Here is an 18,879-nt window from a genome sequence, read left to right as displayed (position 1 = left end):
GAGGTCGCGGGTCAGCCCGCTTTCGCCGTGCCCGTCTGCCAGAGCGTCCGGCCGTTCTGCGAGATCGTCACGTTACCGTCGTTCTGCAGCACGAGGATGGCGCCGTCGTGACCGTTGGTGCGGGTGCTCCAGATCGTCGCCATGCTTCGCGTGTAGAGCACCAGATTGCCGTCGTCCTGGAAGACCAGTTGGTCCGCGCCCTTGCCACCGGTCTGCGCGCTCCACACTCGACGGCCCTGGTCGTTGAGGACCAGGTTGCCGTCGGAGGTGAGGGAGAAGGTCAGCCGGTTGGTGCGCCACGACCCGCCCGGACGCAGCACCGAGGTGCCGTTGACCACTCGGGTCTGCCACTGCGGCCGCTGCGGCGGCTTCGCGGGGGTCACCGTCCGGGTCGGCGACGGCGGCGTGGTCGAACCGGTGCCCGGCTTGGTGGTGGGTCGGGGGGCGTGCGGCGTCCGGGTCGCGGCCGGGGTCCGGGGCGGTTTCGGCGGTGCGGGGTCGGCGAGCCGCTTGTCGCCGCCGTAGTAGCCCGCGTACGTCGAGACCAGGTTGAGGTAGTCCCGAACCGTCGCGCTCTCCGGCACGCCGCCGGCCTGGCGTACCGCCTCGGGGCCGGCCCGGAACGCGGCGAGCGCCGCGAGGTACGGGTCCTCTCCCACGCCGTCGAGCTCGTCGACGAGAGAGCACATGGTGCGGCCGAGCGCCGGGACGGCGGCGCCCGGGTCCCAGGGTGAGGCGACCTGGGCGTAGGGGGCGTACCGGGCCCAGCGTTCGGGGGTGAACTGGGCGATGCCCTGTCCGCCGTCGGCGCCGAGCAGGTTCGGGTTGAACCCGGAGGCCGCCATCAACTGGGCGGCCACCCGGGCCGGCGAGAGGGCGGGGCAGTGCGCGCCGGCCGCGCGTACGGCCGCCAGGTAGTCGTCGGGCACCGGCTTGGCGGGAGTGCCCCGGCCGGGCGCCACCCCGACCGGACCGGTGGCCGTGGTGGGGGTGTCGAAGCCGGCCAGCGGCTGGCGGGCGTACCAGGCGGCGTAGCCGGCGACGGTGTCGACGTACTCGCGGGCCGGGGCGGGGATGCCGCCGGCCTCGCGTACGGCCGCGACGCCCGAGTGGTACGCGCCGAGCGCGAGCAGCCACGCGTCGCCCTCGACGCCGGCCTGCCGCACCTGCCCGACGAGGTCGCAGGTGAGGTGGGCGAGGGCGGTGACGTCGGCGGCGTGGTCGCCCCGGCGGGCGGCGACACCGGGCTTCCACTGTTCCCACGACGCGTCGGAGAGTCCCGCGAGGCCGCTGCCGGCGGAGGTCCGCGCGGTGGCGTCGAACCCGGACGCGGCCATCAGCTGCCCGGCGAGCCGGGCCGGGGTGAGCACCGGGCAGGAGAGCGCCGCCGCGGCGACGATCCGCGCGTCGGCGGCCGGCACCGGCCGACCGACGAGCTGCGGGGCCTGGCCCGCCGTGGCGCTGCCGAAGCCGGAGCTCGCCACGACTCCGGCCGCGCCGGCGAGCACGAGCGCGAGCAGCGCGGCCGTCCAGCGGCGGGCCGGGCGGCCGAGGAGGCGACGGGGTACGCCCAGCCCGAGCAGCGCACGCCGCAGTCGGGACCGTACGCCACCTCCGGAGGCCATGGACACTGTTCGATCTCCCTAAGCCAGGTGCTCGGTTGTACGACGGAGATCATCCGTGGTCGGTTCAAACCGATTTCGCCATGGCCTCCCCGGCCACGTCCCCGCTGTCGGCGGGCTCGTTCCCGCCGCCGGCCACCTCGGACCGGTCGGCGTCGTCGACCCCGCTCGCCGCCGAGGCGTAGAGGACGGAGAGCGTCCGGTGCAGCGCCACGGCGTCGACCTCGGGCGGCTGGTATCCGCTCCGCCGGATGTCGGCGAGGAGCGCGGGATCGGGCGCCAGGCCGTAGCCGCGCAGGTAGTAGCTGACCGCGTCGCTCCAGATCCACCGCCCGTCGGTACGGAACGCGGTCGGCACCACGGGTTGCCGGGCGGGGTCGACCACGTCCGGAGCGAGGTCCGGCGTGATGAGCAGCGGCACGCCCTCGTCGAGGTAGCGCGCCACCCGCTCCGCCTCGCTCTCGTCGAGCTCCGGGTGGTCGGGTTCGAAGCCCGGGCCGACGCCGGGTTCGAAGGTGTCGAAGACCCGTGCCACGGCGGGCGTCTCGCCCGGTGCCGCGGTCCAGAGCAGCGCGGAGAAGCCGAGGGCGGTGCGCTGGTAGGCCGGCAGTCCGTCGGCGTCGACGAAGGCCTCCACCTGCGGGTTCTCCTCCCCGGCGGCGCTCAGCGCGTCCTGGAGTCCGGCGGCCAGGGCGGGCAGGACCGCCTCGTCGTCGGCCTGCAGCAGGTAGACCCGACGCGGCGGCGGCCACTGGGTGCCCATCGCCGGGAACCGCCAGGTGCGCCAGAGCGCCCGGGGGGACGCGCCCGCGGTGAGCGACGGCATCGCGGCGACGGCGGCGGCGTCGACCTCGTCCGCTCCGCCCGGCCCGTCGTACGGCTGGGTCAGGTCGACGGCGTACGGCACGGCGTCGCCGTGCTCCGCGAGCACCTCGGGACTGACCGGGGCCACGCCGTACAGCGGCTGCGGGTCCGCTTCGGAGCGCTCCAGGTCGGAGAGCGCCTCGACGTCCTCACCTGCGGCGGTGAGAGCCTCGGCGAGCAGCGCGGCCTCGGCCTCGGTCACCGCGACCCGGGCGGCGAGCGCCGCGAAGACCACCGCCTGGGCGATCTCGACGAGTTCGCCCGCGACGAGCCAGCGCCGGGCCTCCGCGATCAGCTCGTCGGGCAGCCGACCGGCCATCCGCAGCAGCAGCTGATGGAAGGCGGCCTGCTCCTGCCGTACCTCGCCGGTCTGCGTCATCGACCCCTGCTTCCTCTCCACGCCGTCGCGGTCGGCCGGTGCCCCGTCCCGGTCACCCACGACGGTCGACGGTTGGGGACGCGCTCCGGTTCAATCCCGCCGCGACGGCGCCTTTGATCGGCGCGGTCGGCAGCCGGACACACGATGAACAATTCGTACATTCGGGGCTAATCCTCGCTAATCGCCCACCGGCCCACATAATCTCCGAGTGACCGCCCCGCTCACCACAGCAGGAAAGGAGCCTCGATGCGGAAGCGACCCATCTCCGCCGCCTTCGTAGGCGTCGCCGCGTCCGCCGCCCTGGCCGCGCCGGCGGCCGCGGAGGACACGACCGTCACGCTGACCGTCAACGCTGCGGGCGGCCTCCAGATCACGGTGCCCGCCACGGCCAACATCGGCCAGGGCACCGAGAACAGCACCGTCTCCGGGCAGCTCGGCCCGGTCACCGTGCTGGACCAGCGGGGCTCGCTCACCCCGAACTGGGCCGCCACCGTCATCAGCACCGACTTCGTCACCGGTGGCGGCACGTCGGGCGAGACGATCCCGAACATCAACGTCCGGTACTGGTCCGGCCCGGCGACGGCCACGGCCGGCAGCGGCACCTTCACTCCGGGGCAGCCCAGCTCACCGGACCAGGTGATCATCAACGTGCCGCGGACCGCGTTCAGCCACACCGGCGGCACCGGCAACAACTTCGCCACCTGGAACCCGACCCTGGTGGTGGACATCCCGGTGGGCACCGTCGCCGGCACCTACACCGGGACGGTGACGCATTCGGCGTTCTGACCCGCTCGGCCGGCTGGTGCTGCTCGCCTCCGTCGCCCTCCTGGCGATCGGAGTTCCGGCGGCACCAGCCGCGGCGGTGCGGGAGCAGCGGCACGCGGCGGACCCGGACGCGCCCGCCATCGGGATTCGCCTGCTCGAGATCCCGGCCGCACGGGCCGACGACCCTCGGGCCCAGGCCTACCTCGTCGACCACGTACCGCCGGGGCAGGCCATCAACCGCCGGGTCGAGGTCAACAACACCTCCGGCGAGCGTCAGCAGATCGAGCTGTATGCGGCGGCGGCGACCATCGAGGAGAACGCGTTCACTCCCGACGAGGGCCGCAAGGGCAACGAGCTCACCGAGTGGACGAGCATCGCGAAGCATCGGCTCGAACTCGATCCCGGTGAGCGGGAGGCGGTCAAGGTCAGGATCGACGTCCCCCGGGCCGCCTCGAAGAGCGAGCGGTACGGCGTGATCTGGGCGCAGACGACGAGCGCGACCGAGAAGGGCGGCAATATCACCCAGGTCCACCGGGTGGGCATCCGGATGTACCTCGACGTCGGGCCGGGCGGCGAGCCGCCGACCGACTTCCGGATCGAGGGTCTGACGGTCGGGCCCGGCCCCGGCAAGAGCCCGGTGGTCACCGCCCAGGTCGTCAACACCGGCGACCGGGCGCTGGACATGACCGGGACCCTCACCCTCACCAAGGACCCGGTCCGCGCCGGTCCGTTCAAGGTCACCAACGGGACGACCATCGCGCCGGGCGAGAGCGGGCAGGTCGAGGTCGAGGTGGCCGAGCCGTTGCCGGCCGGGGTCTGGGCCGCCCGGCTCGTCCTGCGCAGCGGGATGGTGGAGCGCACGGCCGAGGGTCGGATCAGACTGCCGGTGGAGACGAACCTGGCGATGGAGACCGACCGCGCCGACTGGGTGCTCTACGCGCTCAGCCTGGGAGCGGCGCTGGCGGCGCTCATCGCGTCCGCCGTCTGGTACCTGCTGCGCCGGCGCGCGCGGCCCGGACGCGAACTCCGCCCCACCTGACCCCCGATCCAGGCCGACGCGAGGCCGGGAGCCGAGGTCGGAGACCCACGGTCGTCGCGGCCGGGCGCACCGCTCGCGGTACTTCCCGGTCGCGACGATCTCGGTCAGGTCGTCAGCAGTACGCCCGCGTACGAGACGCCGGCGACGACCGCCCACGCGCTCAGGCCGAGGGCGGCGGCCCGACCGCCGGTACGGGCCATGCTGGGCAGGTGGACCGCGCTGCCGAGGCCGAACAGGGCAGCGGAGAGCAGGATCTCCTGCGTGAGGGCCGCGCCGTCGAGCACGCCCTCGGGCAGCCAGCCGGTGCTGCGTACCGCGATCATCACCAGGAAGCCGACGACGAAGAGCGGCACCAGGGAGGGCCGTCCCGCGCCTGACCCGTCGGCCGACTCCGGCCCACCGGCCCGCCGCCGCAGCCCCACGACCACCACGGCGACCAGCGGGGCGAGCAGGGCCACCCGCATGAGCTTCACCAGCACCGCGTCGCCCAGAGCGGCGGGTCCCGCGGTCTGCGCGGTGGCGACGACCTGACCGACGTCGTGCACGCTCGCGCCGACCCACCGGCCGAACTGCGCGTCGTCGAGCCCGAGCGGCTGGTGCAGCAGCGGGAGCACGGCGATGGCGAGCGTGCCACAGAGCGTCACCAGCGCGACCGAGGCGGCCGCGTCCTCCTCGTCGCTGCGGGTCGCCGCGCTGACCGCCCCGATCGCCGAGGCCCCGCAGATCGCGTAGCCCGCGGCGATCAGCAGCGGCTGGTCACCGGGGAGCCCGATCTTGCGGCCCAGCCACCAGGTGCCGACGAAGGTGGCGGTCACCACCGCGATCACCATCACCACGCTGGGCCAGCCGAGTTCGCGTACGTCCTGCAGGCTCAGCTTGAGCCCGAGCAGCACGATGCCCACCCGCATGAGCCGCTTGCCGGCGACGCTCAGCCCCGGCCGGGCCGCACCGCGCACCCGATCGCGGACGGCGGGCAGGTGGGCGGCGGCGATGCCGAGCACGACGGCGGCGGTCAGCACCGGCACGGCGGGCAGCAACCAGTGCACCGCCCAGGCGGCGGCCGCCCCGACGGCGGCGGCGACCAGCCCGGGGAGGATCCGTCGACCGTCCGAGCCCCTCGCGGCCCCGGTCCGGTCGGCGCCGGTTCCGCCGTTCGCCGCACCCGCCGGTTCGCTCGCGTGCGCGGTCGTGCCGGTCAGTGCCATACCGGCACCCGCGTCCCGTTCACTTCTCGTCGGTCGGCTGTGCGTACACCCGCCGGACACTGGATCCGAGACGGGAGATGTCGGCACCGTAGATGTGCAGCGAGATCGCCGTGCCGTCGCCGCCGTTCCAGACCCGGTGGATGTCCCCGGGAGGTGCGAAACCGCACACCTCGCCCTGCCGGTTCACCACGTCCTGGGTGGCGACGAGCCGGGCGGCGAGGCCGTCCGAGACGAGCCGGTAGCGCCGCTCGTGCTCCTCGCCCTGGTGCACCCCCGTGACGCACCAGGCGACGTGATCGTGGATCGAGGTCCGCTGACCGGGAAGCCAGACGAGGGCGACGACTGAGAAGCCGCCGTCACGCTCCGCATGCAGGACGTGCTGCCGGTAGCGCTCCGGGTCTCCCTCGCACTGCTCGGGCGTGAGCAGGTCGGAGGCGCCCAGGTGCGGCGCGAGCCGCTCCCCCACCAGGTACGCGGTCAGGTCCGGCGGCAGGCCACGGTCGACCACGGCCCGGATCTCCTCGACCAGCCGGGCGAGGCGGGCGGTGGTGGTCACCGGTGTGACGGTCGGAGTGGTCATGACGTCCATGGTGACTGAGCGTGACCCATCACGTCCAACTACAGTTTCTTGGCCGAACCCAAGGAACGCTTATGCATCACGCCTCGAGCGGGTCGGCGCGCCGGCCCGCCACCGCCGCGAGCGCCTCCAGCAGCCGGGCCGTCGCCGGGATGCGCAGGTGCTCGCGCAGGACGTACGCCGACACCTGACGCCGGGAGGCGGGTGCCAGCGGCTTCCCCCGGACCTTGTCCCGGCGCAGGAAGGAGAGGCTGAGGCCGGGCATCATCGCGACGCCGAGCCCCTGCGCGACGAGCGCCTGGACGGCGAGGTTGTCGTCGGTGGTGAAGACGATGTCGGGCGTGAACCCGAGCTGCGCGCACTCGTGCACGAAGTTCGTACGGCAGCGCAGGCAGCCGGCGATCCACCGCTCCTGGGCGAGGTCGCCGAGCTGGACGGCGCGGCGACGGGCCATCGGATGCCCCACCGGCAGCAGGACGGTGAGCTGGTCCTCCAGCAGCGGGATCTCCACCAGCTCCGCCGGCACCTCCTCCCGCAGGCCGGGATAGGTGAAGGCGAGCGTGACGTCGCTCTCGCCCTGCACCACGCGCCGCAGCGAGTCGGGGGGCTCGTCCTCGAGCAGCTCCACCCGGATGCCCGGGTGCTCGACCGCGAGCAACGCCATCGCCTCCGGCAGCAGGGTCGCGTTGGCGCTGGGGAACGCGCAGACCCGTACCAGGCCGGTGCGCAGCCGCGCGATCGCCGCCATCTGCTCCCGGGCGACCGACATGCTGCCGAGGATGTGCTCGGTGTGGCGGGCCAGCGTCTCCCCCGCCTCGGTGAGCCGCAGGCGCCGCCCCACCCGGGTGAAGAGCGGGGTGCCGACCTCCCGCTCCAGGGCCTTCATCTGCTGGGAGATCGCCGGCTGCGTGTAGCCGAGCGCCTGCGCCGCCGCCGAGTACGACCGCGTCCGGACCACCTCGTGGAACGTCCGGATGTGACGCGAGTCGAACACCGTCGAAGCATAGTTCGGCCGCTCGGCGCCCGCCCACGCTCGGTGAGCAGGACCACCGGGCCGGCCGGGGACGTCGTCGCCCCGACCGGCCCGCGTCGGCACCGTTACCGCAGCCCGAAGGCGCGTACGACGGTCTGGGTGACCGTGTTGCCGACCGCGTCCCGGGCGGTCACCCGGAGTGAGGCGAATCGGGCCGACTTCGGCGCGGCGAGCCGCAGCCGCCAGCCGTCGTGCTCCGCCCGCAGCTTCGTGACCCGCTGCCAGCTCCGGCCGTCGTCGTACGACAGCTCGACCCCGACCGTCCGGATCGCCCCGGCGTGCCACGCCCCGGCGAGGTGACCGGCCGAGACGGTCAGCTCGTCGGTGCGGCGGGCGCGCCCGGCCGGGTCGGTCGCCACGCCGTAGTCGAGCTGGATCAGGGGCAGCTGCCGCACCGAGTCCGGGTCCACGTCGGGGAACCTGAGATCCCACTCGGTGACGGTCCGGGTCGAGTACGGCGAGACGGCGTCCTGGGTCGCCTCGGTCACCAGCCGCACCGGCCGCGCCGGATCCACCGCCGCCGCGACCCCACCCCCGGGCATCGAGGTGATCAGCTCCGCGCCCTGGTAGAGACTGGTCGTCTGGGCGACCTCGGCACCCCAGGTCATTCCGTGGTGGTGCGGCTCCGCGTCACCCCAGCTCGGCAGCCCGGGCACGGTCAGCCACTCGCCGACCAGCACCGGCGGGCTGAAGAGCATCGAGCGCTGCGGCGCCCGCGGCCGGGCCACCGGCGCGAACCAGCTCTGCTCGGTGCGGCGCCCCGCCGGGTAGGCGACCGGCTCGGAGCCGAGCACGAGCGGGGCGAGGTTCACCATCTCCAGCCATTCGTTCCCGGCGTCGGCGGAGAGCCAGTCGGTGCGCCCGCCCTGCGCCGGGAACGGCACCGGCACCGCGCTCAACGCGGTCGTGGGTTCGTCCGGTGAGACGTTGTACCGGAGCCAGACCCCGGTGCCCGGGTTCGGGTGGCGGAACGACACCTCGACCCGGGCCAGGTCCTTGCCGCGCGGGCGGTAGGTCAGCTCCGCCCGCACCGCGCCGGCGTGCCGGTCGACCAGGTCGTAGAGGTACTCCGGGCTGGCGTGCCCCTCGACGGTGAGCCGTCCGTGGCCCCGCCGGATCCGCTCGATCAGCGCCTCGCCCTGGTCCCGGCCGAGCGAGGCGACCGGCAACGGGGTCTTCGGGTCCGGCACGTCCGCCCAGGCGTCCAGCCGCCCGTACCCGTCGTTGACGACGATCATCAGCCGGGCCCCGGCGGCGGCCGCCGCGTCGGCCTGCGCCAGCGCGGTGGGCGTGTCGGTGTGCCGGACCACCACGACCCTCCCACGCACCCCGGCGCGCGCGACGTCGGCCGGCGTCCCGCCCGGGACGAAGACGGCGTCGAGGTCGTGCCGCCCCTGCGGGCCGATCGCCGAGCCGCTCTGCATCCTCAGGTCGTCGTAGTCGTCGCCCTTGCCGGCCACGGTCAGCGGCGGTTGGATCAGGGACCAGCGGAAGCCCAGGGTGAAGGCGCCCCGCTCGACCTTGCGGCCGGTCGGGGTGGCCCAGAGGCTGTCGTAGCGGGGGTCGAGGAGGTAGTTGTCGGAGAGCCGGTAGCGGTCGGGGTAGGAGCGGAAGTAGTGGACCCCGAGCCCGGCGAGGCTGGTTCGCTGCGGGGTGACGGCGGTGACCTGCCGCAGCGTCCGGGCGTCCAACGTGACGGTGCGGGCGTCGTCGCCGACGACGACCTCGGGGGCGACCAGCATCGCCCGGCCGACCGAGTGCGGACCGTGCACGCCGGGCACGTCGGCCTGCATGAGCAGGCTGTAGGTGCCGGGCCGTACCTGCAGGGCGAGTCGGCCGCTCTCGTCGATCTGGTGCAGCTCCGGCACCACGTCCCGAGTGATGTCCTTGAGCAGGAGCTGGCCGGTGAGCCCGGTGCCGTCCCGGTCCCTCGTGGTGACGGTCAACCCGACGCGCTGCCCCTTCTTGTCGAGCCCGACCAGGCTGTGCAGGCGAGGGGCGCCGGCCGGGCCGGCGGCGACCACTGTGGCGTACGCGTAGCCGTCCTCGTCGGCCATCCGGTCCAGCTCGCCGTGCACGGTGACGGTGCTGGTGCCGTGGGCGGGCACCGTGACCTGATCGGCGTCGAGGGTGAAGAGCCCCGGCGGGGCGGTGGGCGCCTCGACGCTCAGGTCGAGGGTGACCGGGGTGTCGCCGCCGTTGGTGTAGGTCACCTTCTGGTCGGTCCGCTGCCCGGGCTCGTACGGCCAGCGCAGCGCGGCGAAGTCGACGCCGGTGGCGAAGACGGTCGCCGAGACGGCGGCGGCGACGTCGACCCGCCCCGTACCGCCCCGGTAGGCGTCGTACTGCCGGGTCACCTTGCTCGTGCTCATGAGGGCGTCCTTGAGCTGCCGCCCGCTCCACTGCGGATGGGTCGCGGCGAGCAGCGCGGCCGCGCCGGCCACGTGCGGGGTCGCCATCGAGGTGCCGCTCATCGTCAGGTATGGCCCCTCGCCCTCGGGCGCGTACTGCGAGCGCGCGGCGAGCACGTCCACGCCGGGGGCGGTGATGTCGGGCTTCAGCGCGTTGTCTCCGCGGCGCGGCCCCCGGCTGGAGAAGACGGCGAGCCGGTCGAGGGTGTCCACCGCGCCCACGGTGAGGGCCGCGTCCGCGCTGCCCGGCGCACCGACGGTTTGCATGTCCGGGCCGGAGTTGCCGGCGGCGACGGTGAAGAGGGCGCCGGTCTCGGCGCTGAGCTGGTTGACCGCCCGGCTGAGCAGGTCGGTGCCGTCGCTCGGGTCACCGCCGAGGCTCATGCTGATGACCCGCGCCTTCGCCTCCCGGGCGGCCCACTCCATGCCGCCGAGGATCCAGGAGTCCTGCCCCTCGCCGGTGTCGTCGAGGACCTTGCCGACGTGCAGTCGCACGCCGGGGGCGACCCCCCGTTCCGCGCCGGCGGAGGCGGCGCCGGTGCCGGCGATGGTCGAGGCGACGTGCGTCCCGTGGCCGTTGCGGTCGGTCACCTCCCGGCCCGGCACGAAGCTGCGCGCCTCGGTGACCTGGCCGACCAGGTCCGGGTGCTCGGCGTCGACGCCGGTGTCGAGGACGGCGACCGGTACGCCGGCACCGGTGTTGCCGCCGGCCCAGACCTGCGGCGCGCCGATCTGCGCCGTGGTGTCGGCCAGCGCGGCGCGCACCTTGCCGTCGAGCCACACCTTCGTCACGCCGCCGGTGAACCGCACCGGTTCGGTGTGGGACTGCTTCGCGGCCGGGGCCCCGGCGGTGGTGCCGGTGAGGGTGCTCCAGAAGCGGGCCGCCTGGCTGCGGTCCGCCTCGACGGCGGCGCCCTGCACGCTCGGCAGGTCGCGGAGGCGGGTCGCGCCGGTCGGCGCGGTCTTGGCCCGGGCGGCGGCGTCGGTGTAGCTGAGGATGAGCGGCAGCCGGGGGCGGTGCGCGTCGTCGTAGCCGTCCTCGATCAGCTCGGTGACGTTGAAGAGCCGCTGGTCCAGCAGCCCGGACGCGACGTACCGGGTGACCGAGTCGGGATAGACGTAGGTGTCGTCTCCGTAGGTGACGACCTGGGCGCCGACCGGCTGACCGGCCGGCCCGCGCACGTCGGTGGCGACCCCGCCCGCGGTGGGGGTGACCGTGACCCGGTCGCCGTTGATCAGGGTGATCGTGTGTGGAGCGCCGGTGGGGACCCGGGTGGGTGGTTCGGCCGGCGGCACGGGGGCGCCACTACCGGCCGGTGCGGCGGACGCCGGCGTGCCGACGCCCAGCGCGAGGGCGAGCACCGCGGCGAGCAGCGCGTCGCGTCGGCGGATCGGAGGTGTGTTCAACGATGCGGCTCCGTTCATCGGGGGCGGAACGTCGCGGAGCATGATCGCAATCGATTGTCCGGCCGGGTGAGCCGGGGCGCGGGGCACCATCCTCACCAATGCCGTCGTCGTGCGGCGGTGCCGCCGTCGCGCTGGGCCGCTGCGCTAGGCGGTGAGGAGCCCGCGCAGCAGGCTGCGGAGCGCGCGCTCGAAGAGGTCCATGGCCGCCGCCGGCGTGGCGGCCGGTCGGCTGAGCGCGGCGAGCAGATGCGGGTACGGCGTGAGGTCGAACCCGACGAAGGTGAGGGACTCGCCGGCGGCGCGTTTACGGGCGAAGAGGATCGCCACGCCGTTCATCATGCCGATCGCCTCGAACTTGGCGGCGGAGGGCGCCTCCACCGGTGCCATGACCCGCAGGCAGGCGTCGAAGAAGGCGAGCGCCTCCGGACCGATGGCGGAGGCCCGCTGGCTCAGCTCGAACAGCCACGGGTGGCGCTCGTGCACCGCCCGTTGCGCGCGGGCCAGGCGTACCAGGGTGTCCAGCCAGTCGCCGTCCGGTTCCGGGTACGGGCGCAGCTCGGCGGCGACCCGGTCGGCCATGAGGTCCAGCAGGTCGTCGCGGGAGGAGAGGTAGCGGTAGAGCGAGGCCGCGCCGGTCTCCAGCCGGGCGGCGACCGCTCGCATCGAGACCGCGGCCAGCCCGTCGGCGTCCGCGATCGCGATCGCCGCGGTCACGATGTCGTCCCGGCTGTGTGCGGGGGCCGGGCCCCGGCTTCCGCGTACGGGTCGCCGAAAAATCGACTCCCGCTGGGTGTGGCCGGTTCCGGGGGTCGCGTCGTTCACCGAACCACTGTAAACTGCAAACGTCGTTCGCAGTTACGAGAAGGGTGGGCGCTCATGGAACGAGTCATCGCACCGGACGGTGAGAAGATCGTGCTCCACTCGACCGGCACCGGCCCGGACGTGGTGATCGTGCACGGCGGCGGTGTGACCGTCGAGCCCTACCGCAGGCTCGCCGCCGCCCTCGCCGAGCGCTGCACCGTGCACCTCTACAACCGGCGCGGCCGAGCCGACGCACCCGCCCGCCGCGAGCCCTACTCCGTCGAGCAGGAGATCGAGGACCTGGGCGCCGTGCTTGCGCAGACCAGGGCGCGGGCGGTCGTCGGGCACAGCTCCGGCGGCTTCATCGCGCTACGCGCCGCGCTCACCATGCCGATCGCCCGGCTCGCGCTCTACGACCCGGCCGTCTCCGTCGACGGCATCTTCAAGGCCGACTTCATCCCGGCGGCGCGCGCGGCACTGCGCACCGGCGACACCGCCCGCGCGCTCGCCATCGTCGGCGCGGCGGGCAACCCGCAGTCGCTCGCGTCCCGACTGCCCCTCGCCGTGCAGACCGCCCTCACCCGGCTGCTCCTGCGCCACCCCGTCGGGCGGGAGATGGGCGAGCTGCTCGACATGACGCTCTACGAGACCGCCGAGATCGCGGCGCACGACGGCCCAGCCGAGCAGTACGCCGCCATCACCGCCGACGTGCTCTTCGCCTACGGGCAGGCCGGGCCGCCGCACTATCCGAGGCTCGCCGCGTCCCTGGCACCCGTCCTGCCCCGGATGCGGGTGTTGCCGGTCCCGCGCGCCGGCCACGACGGCATCAACCGAGCGCCGGCCCGGCTGGTCGAACCACTCACCGCCTTCCTGACGGCGGCGTGACCGAGCCGCGGTTCCACCCGCCCGGGCCGGACGCGGAGCTGAAGCCCTACCGCCACGACCACCGGTCAGCGGCGACCGTCGAGCCAGGGCCCGAGCAGCGTCATCGCGAGCCGGTGCAGCTCCTCCCGGAACGTCGCGTCCCGCACCTGCCGGGCCGGCTCGGCGACCCGCTGCCCGTCCAGGTACGCGCCGCTGGGCAGGCCCGGCCGCAGCGCCGCCGCCACGACGTTCGCGCCACCCCGGGACGCCGGCTCGCCCTCGACGGCGAACATCGCGTGCAGCAGCGCGGTGGACACGATCCCGGGGTGGACGCTCACGATCTCCGGCCGGAGGTGGGCTGCCTGCCGGGCCGCGTGGGCGACCAGCGCGAGCTTCGAGCGGGCGTACGCGGCGGTCGGCTCGTAGCCACGCCGCAGCTGCGGATCGTCCAGCTCGAACGTGGCGGAGAGGTGCGTCGCGGACGCCACGTGCACCACCCGCCCCGCCTCGGGCACGAGCGGCAACAGACGCTCGGTGAGCAGGACCGCCGCGAGGTAGTTCGTCTGCAACGTCGCCTCGTACCCGTCGTGGCTGTGCCGCCGCCGCGGCGCACCGGGCCGGCCGGCGTTGTTGACCACGACGTCGACCCGATCGGTGGTGTCCGCGACGTGCTCGGCCAGGGCGACGACGTCGTCGAGGCGGTCGAAGTCGGCCGACGCGTACCCGATCTCCGCCCGGCCGGCGGAGCGGAGTTCGTCGAGCAGCGGCCGCACCTCCGAGGCCGGCTCCGGACCGTGCACGATCAGCCGCCGCACCGAACCGGCGAGCAGCCGCGCCGCCGCCGCGCCGATCCCGCTGGTCGCCCCGGTGAGCAGCACGGTCGCGGAGTTCCGGTCGGTCATCGCTGATCACTCCCCCTCGCGCCGTCTCACCGGGCCATCATGGCCGCCCCCGCCGCCACCCGGACGACTTTCGCGGCCGACCGCCAACCGGTCGACATCGACGGTCGGGCAGCTCCCGCACCGTCCCCGACGGACCCTCGAACGCCGCCGCGCACCGGCGAGCCGGTGCCACCGGGCCGCGCCGGGACACCGTCCAACGCGGTTCGCCCGCCCGGAACCGGGTCGCGTACGGTCTGGGCCGAACCTGCGGGGGCGAGCGTTCGCGAGGGATGGTGCGGAATGGGCAGGTGGGCCGGGAGCGGACCTCATCGGCGCGGAGACGATCGGCCACCGGCGGTTGCGACCCGGGCCGCGCGACCACCCCGACGCCCCTGGTTGCTGCTCGGTCTCCTGCTCGGCCTCGCCCCGGTCCTCACCCCCGTGGCGGCGCTCGCCACCCCACCAGGCGCCGCCCAGCCGCCGTCGGCCGTGACCGCGCCGGCCGGCCCGGTCGACCTGGCCGCCGCCCGGTCGGGCCCGCCCGTACGGGCCGGCGCGCCCACGGCGACGGTCGGGACCCCGGCGAGCCCCTCGACCACCCGCTACTACGTGGTCGGCCCGCCCCGGGACGGCCAACGCGAGTACCTGTACCAGATCGCGGTGCAGACGCTCGGCGACGGCAACCGGTACCGGGAGATCTTCGCCCTCAACCGGGACCGCCCGCAGCCGGACGGCGGCACGTTGACCGAGCCGCTCACCGCGCTGCAACCCGGCTGGATCCTCGAACTCCCGCCCGACGCGAAGGGCTCGGCGGTGCGCGTCGGACCGTTGCCCGCACCGTCCGAGGCGCGGGCGAACGGGTCGGCGGCCGAGAAGGACGGTGCCGGCGCCACCCCGTACCTGGTCGGCGCCGCCGGGCTGGTGGTGATGGCGGTTCTGCTCGCCGTCGTGCTCCGACTGGTGCGTGGCGGCGCACGACCCCGGCCCGCCGCCCCGGAGACCGCCGAACCCACCGAGCCGGATATCGCCGAGCCGGGCGAGCCGAAGACCGTCGAACCCGCCGAGCCGAGAGTCACCGAGCCGGGCGATCCCGCGGCGACCGGCGATCCGGCCGCGACGGCCCGGCCGACCGAGAGCGTCGAGCCCGAGGCCGACGGACCGACCGGCACCGTCGATCCCGACGACGGCGAGCCCGCCCCGGCCCCGCCGGTGGAGGTCGCGACCACCACAGTGGTCGTCGTCCGCCCGGTCCCGCTGCTGACCACGTCGGGTCGGGTGGCCGTGCAACTGGAGTCGTTGACGGCCGACCCGGATCGTCTCGACGTACGCCTGCTCGGTACCGCGGGCGACGGCGGCGCGCAGACGCCCTGCGCGTGGATCGGCGACGGGCCGCTCCCGGACGCCACGATGCCCGTCGTCCTCGGCCGGGACGGCGAGCGGCGGCTCTTCGTCGACCTCGCCGCCGCGCCCGACGTCCTCACCGTCACCGGCGCGACGCCGGTCGCCCGCCGGCAGGCGCTCGCGTTCGCCGCGCAGCTCGACGCGGCGGGCGCGGCGGTCTTCGTGGTGGGCGACGCGCTCGGCCCGGACGCTCCGGCGCAGTACCGGCGGCTGGCGACCTTCGCCGACGCGGCCGGCATCGGCGCGACGGCGACCGGACCCGCGGTGATCTTCAGCGGTGGCCTGCGCGGGGCGGAGCTGACCGCGGCGCGCGGCCTGGCCGCCCGTACCGGCCATCGGATGCTGCCCGTGCTGGTCGGCGAGGTGGTGCGATCGCGCTGGTCGGTACGGGTCACCGGGTCGGCGCGCTGAGCCGGTTCGGCCACCGGCCGACCTCCGGCGCGCCGGTCGGCGGCGTTTCCTCGGCATCACCCACCGCAGTTTTGAACCGGCGGGCGGGGCGCAGCGTCGTCGGTGAGGGCGACTGCGCGTTCCACCGCGGATCACCCACGAGCAGACGGCGAGGCGAAGGAGGCCGGCGGTGACGGCGAAGGTGCGGGCCTGGCCCATCCTGCTCGGCGGCGTGGCGATGGTGGCCGCGCTGCCGCAGCTGAGCGGTGCCGGTCAGAGATCGGACCCGCTCCGACCGGCCCTGGTGTCCGTCGCGGCACCGGCGACGCCCACTCCCAACGCGGACGCGCAGAACGGCGCGTTCGTCAAGTACTACACCGTGGCGGCGGGCGCCGACGGCGCGGAGAGCCTGGCGGCGATCGCCGGGCGGTTGCTCGGTGCCGCGAACCGGGCCGAGGAGCTCTACCGGCTGAACGTCGGCCGTCGGCAGGCCGACGGTCAGAGCCTGACGGACTCCCGTCAGCTGCGCGCCGGCTGGACGCTCATCCTGCCCTGGGATGCGGTCGGGGACGGCGTGCGCATCGGACCGCTGCCCACCCAGCCGTCGTCGGGACCGGACCAGGCGCCGCCGGTGCCGCCGGTTCAGCCACCGAAGCCGCCGGCCAAGCCCGGCGGAGGCACCCGGCTGCCGGCCTCGTCACAGTGCGCCAACTCCGTGCCGTCGCGCCCCGGCTCCGGCTGGGCGCAGGAACGGATGGCCCCGGACCAGGCCTGGGGCCGTACCCGCGGCGCGGGGGTGCTCGTCGCGGTCGTCGACTCCGGTGTGGACGCCGGCCTCCCGGAGCTCAGCGGACGGGTCGCCGTCGGCGCGGACATCCCCTCCGGCAGCGGCCGGGGTGACGTCGACTGCCTCGGCTCGGGCACCGCGATGGCGAGCATCATCGGTGCCCGCCCCGCGGAGACCCCGCCGGCCGGTGCCGCCGCGGCGCCGGTCGTCGGAGTCGCACCGGAGGCAACCATCCTGCCGCTGCGGGTGGTGGGCGACGTGCCGCAGTCCAAGCCGGCCGACGCCGCCACCGCCATCGAGGTCGCGGTCTCGGCAGGGGCCCGCGTGGTGGCGCTCGGCGCCTTCGTCGACCTCGCCGACCCTGCCGTGGCGGAGGCGATCGGCCGGGCGTCCGAACACGACGTCGTGGTCGTGGCGCCCGCCGCGACCGGCACCGCCGCCTCGCCGTCACCGGCCGCGGGCGACGGACCGGAGGCCCTGCTGCGCGTCGGCGGCGTCGGCCCGGAGGGGCAGCCCGCGGCGAACTACCAGCCCTCCGGGGCCGATGTGATCGCGCCGGGCATCGACGTGGCCAGCCTCGGCGCGGGCGGTTCCGGGGTACGCGCCAGCAGTGGATCGCAGTACGCGGTCGCCTTCGTGGCCGGCACGGCGACCCTGGTCCGGAGCGCGTTCCCGAACCTGAGCGCCGCGCAGGTCACCCACCGGATCAAGACCACGGCCGACCGGGCCGGACGTCCCGACGCGGACCCGGCGACCGGCTGGGGCATGATCGACCCCAACGCGGCCGTCGTCACGACTCTCGCCGAGGAGGCGCCGCCCGCCCCCGACGACGCCGGCGGCTCCGGCGCGCTGCGCATCCTCGTCATCGCCCTGCTCGCCGTGGCGGGAATCGCGGCGATCGCGCTGCTGGCCCGGCGTCCCGGCGCGGGCGGCGAAGCGGCCACGGACGACACCGGCGACGAGGCCGGGGACGACGGCGGCGAGCCGGCCGGGCGGGAACGGCCCGACGACGCCACGGCCACCGACGACGGCGGCCCGGCCACGCCCGGCGAGGATCCGGAGCCGACCGCCGACGACGCGAGCAGCGGAGCCGACGCCACCGGCGAGGCGACCACCATGGCGACCGCCGCCGGTACGTCCGGGACCGACCCGGCCGGCGCACGCTGGTGACCTCGCCGGTCCGAGCCCGCGCGGTGGCCGCGGCGCTGCTGATCACCGGAGTCGTCGGCGCGGTGCCGGCGGTGCCCGCGCAGGCGGGTACGGCCGCCGCGGAGCGCACCACCACGGCCGCGGAACCGCCCGCGTTGCCGCAGGTCACCGGGGGTTGCGTGGGCGAGTCACCGACGGTCGCCGACACCGCGCCGTGGGCTCTACGCCGGATGCTCCCGTCCGCGGTGTGGCCACTGACGCGGGGCAGGGGCGTCGTGGTTGCGGTGATCGACACCGGGGTGAGCGCCGGCGCCACCGCCCTGCGCGGCGCGGTACGGCGCGGCACCGACGTGGTGGGCTCCGGCGCCGCCGACCGGGACTGCTACGGCCGGGGCACCGCGCTCGCGGGCATCGTGGCGGCCCGGCCCGTCACCGGGAGCGCGTTCGTCGGGGTGGCGCCCGAGGCGACGATCCTGCCGATCCGCATCGTCGACGGAAAGGGGAAGGTGGCCCCGGGGGCGATCGCCGCCGGGATCCGGGCGGCGACCGCCGCGAAGGCCGACGTCGTCCTGCTCGGAGTCGGAACCTCTGCTCCCGACGCGGAGCTCCGCGCCGCCATCCGCGAGGCGGTCACCCGGGACGTCGTGCTCGTCGCCTCCGTCTCCGACGACACGAGACCGGCCGGCACCACCCAGAAGCCCGCCCCCTGGTATCCGGCGGCGCACCCCGACGTCCTCGCCGTCGGCGGGATCGACGCCAAGGGCGTACCGACCGAGAAGTCCCCGGCGGAGGCCGGCGTCGACCTGCTGGCGCCCGCCTCCGACGCGGTCAGCGTCGCACCGCGCGGTGACGGGCACTACGCCGTCGCCGGCCCGGCGGTGGCCGCCGCCTACGTGGCCGGGGCCGCCGCGCTGATCCGTGCCCACTACCCGAAGCTCTCCCAGGCCGACGTCCGGCGCCGGCTGGAGCTGACCGCCGAACACCCGCTCGGCTCGTGGCCCGCGCCGAGCGTCGGGTACGGCACCCTCGACCTGTACCACGCGGTCGCCGCGCTGGAGCTGGGCCGAACGCCGGTGCCGTCCCAGCCCCAGGTCCTGCGGCCGCTGCCGACGGCCGATCCGGGCGAGCCGACGACGCTGATCGCCGGCTCCGTGGCGGCCGGCATGGTCGGCCTGGCCGGGCTCGCGTACCTCTCGGCGATGACCGTCAAGTGGGGCCGCCGCCGCCGCTGGCGCCCGTGAACCGGTCCCGGACACCCGGGGAGCACGCGGCGCGGCGGTGACACCCGCAGCCGGGGCGACGCG

Annotated in this window: 14 protein-coding genes; 6 read left to right on the top strand and 8 right to left on the bottom strand. The window is 75.2% G+C overall.

Annotated elements, in window-relative coordinates; translation table 11 throughout:
• Positions 1-11 precede the first annotated feature (11 nt).
• Entirely contained in the window at positions 12-1,631 is a 1,620-nt protein-coding gene (locus D7044_RS10785) for a hypothetical protein (protein ID WP_147434634.1), read from the bottom strand.
• 58 nt (positions 1,632-1,689) lie between these two features.
• Positions 1,690-2,865, bottom strand: coding sequence for a hypothetical protein (locus D7044_RS10780; protein WP_199716565.1), 1,176 nt, complete (start codon positions 2,863-2,865; stop codon positions 1,690-1,692).
• A 246-nt stretch (positions 2,866-3,111) separates the two neighbouring features.
• On the opposite strand from D7044_RS10780, the gene D7044_RS10775 reads away from it, so the two are divergent.
• Together D7044_RS10775 and D7044_RS10770 are read left to right on the top strand one after the other, a co-directional pair.
• The gene (locus D7044_RS10775) at positions 3,112-3,651 is read left to right on the top strand and encodes a hypothetical protein (protein WP_120688734.1); all 540 of its coding nucleotides are present in this window, start codon (positions 3,112-3,114) and stop codon (positions 3,649-3,651) included.
• A gap of 16 nt (positions 3,652-3,667) precedes the next feature.
• The gene (locus tag D7044_RS10770; protein WP_120688733.1) at positions 3,668-4,669 is read left to right on the top strand and encodes a COG1361 family protein; all 1,002 of its coding nucleotides are present in this window, start codon (positions 3,668-3,670) and stop codon (positions 4,667-4,669) included.
• 104 nt (positions 4,670-4,773) lie between these two features.
• On the opposite strand, the gene D7044_RS10765 is transcribed toward D7044_RS10770, so the two are convergent.
• The 5 genes from D7044_RS10765 to D7044_RS10745 form a co-directional block, all read right to left on the bottom strand.
• A complete protein-coding gene (locus tag D7044_RS10765) occupies positions 4,774-5,874 on the bottom strand; it encodes a YeiH family protein (RefSeq protein ID WP_120688732.1) in 1,101 nt (366 codons plus the stop codon).
• Positions 5,875-5,893: 19 nt separating this feature from the next.
• Entirely contained in the window at positions 5,894-6,454 is a 561-nt protein-coding gene (locus tag D7044_RS10760) for a cysteine dioxygenase family protein (protein WP_120675286.1), read from the bottom strand.
• Between the two features lie 76 nt (positions 6,455-6,530).
• Positions 6,531-7,445, bottom strand: a complete 915-nt coding sequence (locus tag D7044_RS10755) for a LysR family transcriptional regulator (protein ID WP_120674728.1) — start codon at positions 7,443-7,445, stop codon at positions 6,531-6,533.
• A gap of 104 nt (positions 7,446-7,549) precedes the next feature.
• The gene (locus D7044_RS10750) at positions 7,550-11,302 is read right to left on the bottom strand and encodes a S8 family serine peptidase (protein WP_233562979.1); all 3,753 of its coding nucleotides are present in this window, start codon (positions 11,300-11,302) and stop codon (positions 7,550-7,552) included.
• A 144-nt stretch (positions 11,303-11,446) separates the two neighbouring features.
• Positions 11,447-12,016: a TetR/AcrR family transcriptional regulator C-terminal domain-containing protein gene (locus tag D7044_RS10745; RefSeq protein ID WP_233564940.1), complete on the bottom strand. Its 570-nt coding sequence runs from the start codon at positions 12,014-12,016 to the stop codon at positions 11,447-11,449.
• Between the two features lie 162 nt (positions 12,017-12,178).
• Here D7044_RS10745 and D7044_RS10740 point away from each other — a divergent pair, with 162 nt between their 5' ends.
• Positions 12,179-12,988: an alpha/beta fold hydrolase gene (locus tag D7044_RS10740; RefSeq protein WP_120674724.1), complete on the top strand. Its 810-nt coding sequence runs from the start codon at positions 12,179-12,181 to the stop codon at positions 12,986-12,988.
• A gap of 65 nt (positions 12,989-13,053) precedes the next feature.
• On the opposite strand, the gene D7044_RS10735 is transcribed toward D7044_RS10740, so the two are convergent.
• Positions 13,054-13,869, bottom strand: a complete 816-nt coding sequence (locus tag D7044_RS10735; RefSeq protein ID WP_120688731.1) for an SDR family NAD(P)-dependent oxidoreductase — start codon at positions 13,867-13,869, stop codon at positions 13,054-13,056.
• A 375-nt stretch (positions 13,870-14,244) separates the two neighbouring features.
• On the opposite strand from D7044_RS10735, the gene D7044_RS10730 reads away from it, so the two are divergent.
• The 3 genes from D7044_RS10730 (at position 14,245) to D7044_RS10720 (ending at position 18,816) form a co-directional block, all read left to right on the top strand.
• Positions 14,245-15,660, top strand: coding sequence for a hypothetical protein (locus tag D7044_RS10730; RefSeq protein WP_120688730.1), 1,416 nt, complete (start codon positions 14,245-14,247; stop codon positions 15,658-15,660).
• Between the two features lie 169 nt (positions 15,661-15,829).
• Positions 15,830-17,596, top strand: coding sequence for a S8 family serine peptidase (locus D7044_RS10725; RefSeq protein ID WP_120688729.1), 1,767 nt, complete (start codon positions 15,830-15,832; stop codon positions 17,594-17,596).
• Positions 17,593-18,816 (top strand): S8 family serine peptidase, encoded by a 1,224-nt coding sequence (locus tag D7044_RS10720; RefSeq protein WP_120688728.1) that lies wholly within the window; start codon positions 17,593-17,595, stop codon positions 18,814-18,816. Before D7044_RS10725 ends, D7044_RS10720 begins: the two co-directional genes overlap by 4 nt.
• Positions 18,817-18,879: the final 63 nt, after the last annotated feature.

This window comes from Micromonospora musae (assembly GCF_003626635.1).
GTDB lineage: Bacteria > Actinomycetota > Actinomycetes > Mycobacteriales > Micromonosporaceae > Micromonospora > Micromonospora musae.
This window is presented reverse-complemented; position numbering and strand designations above follow the sequence as displayed.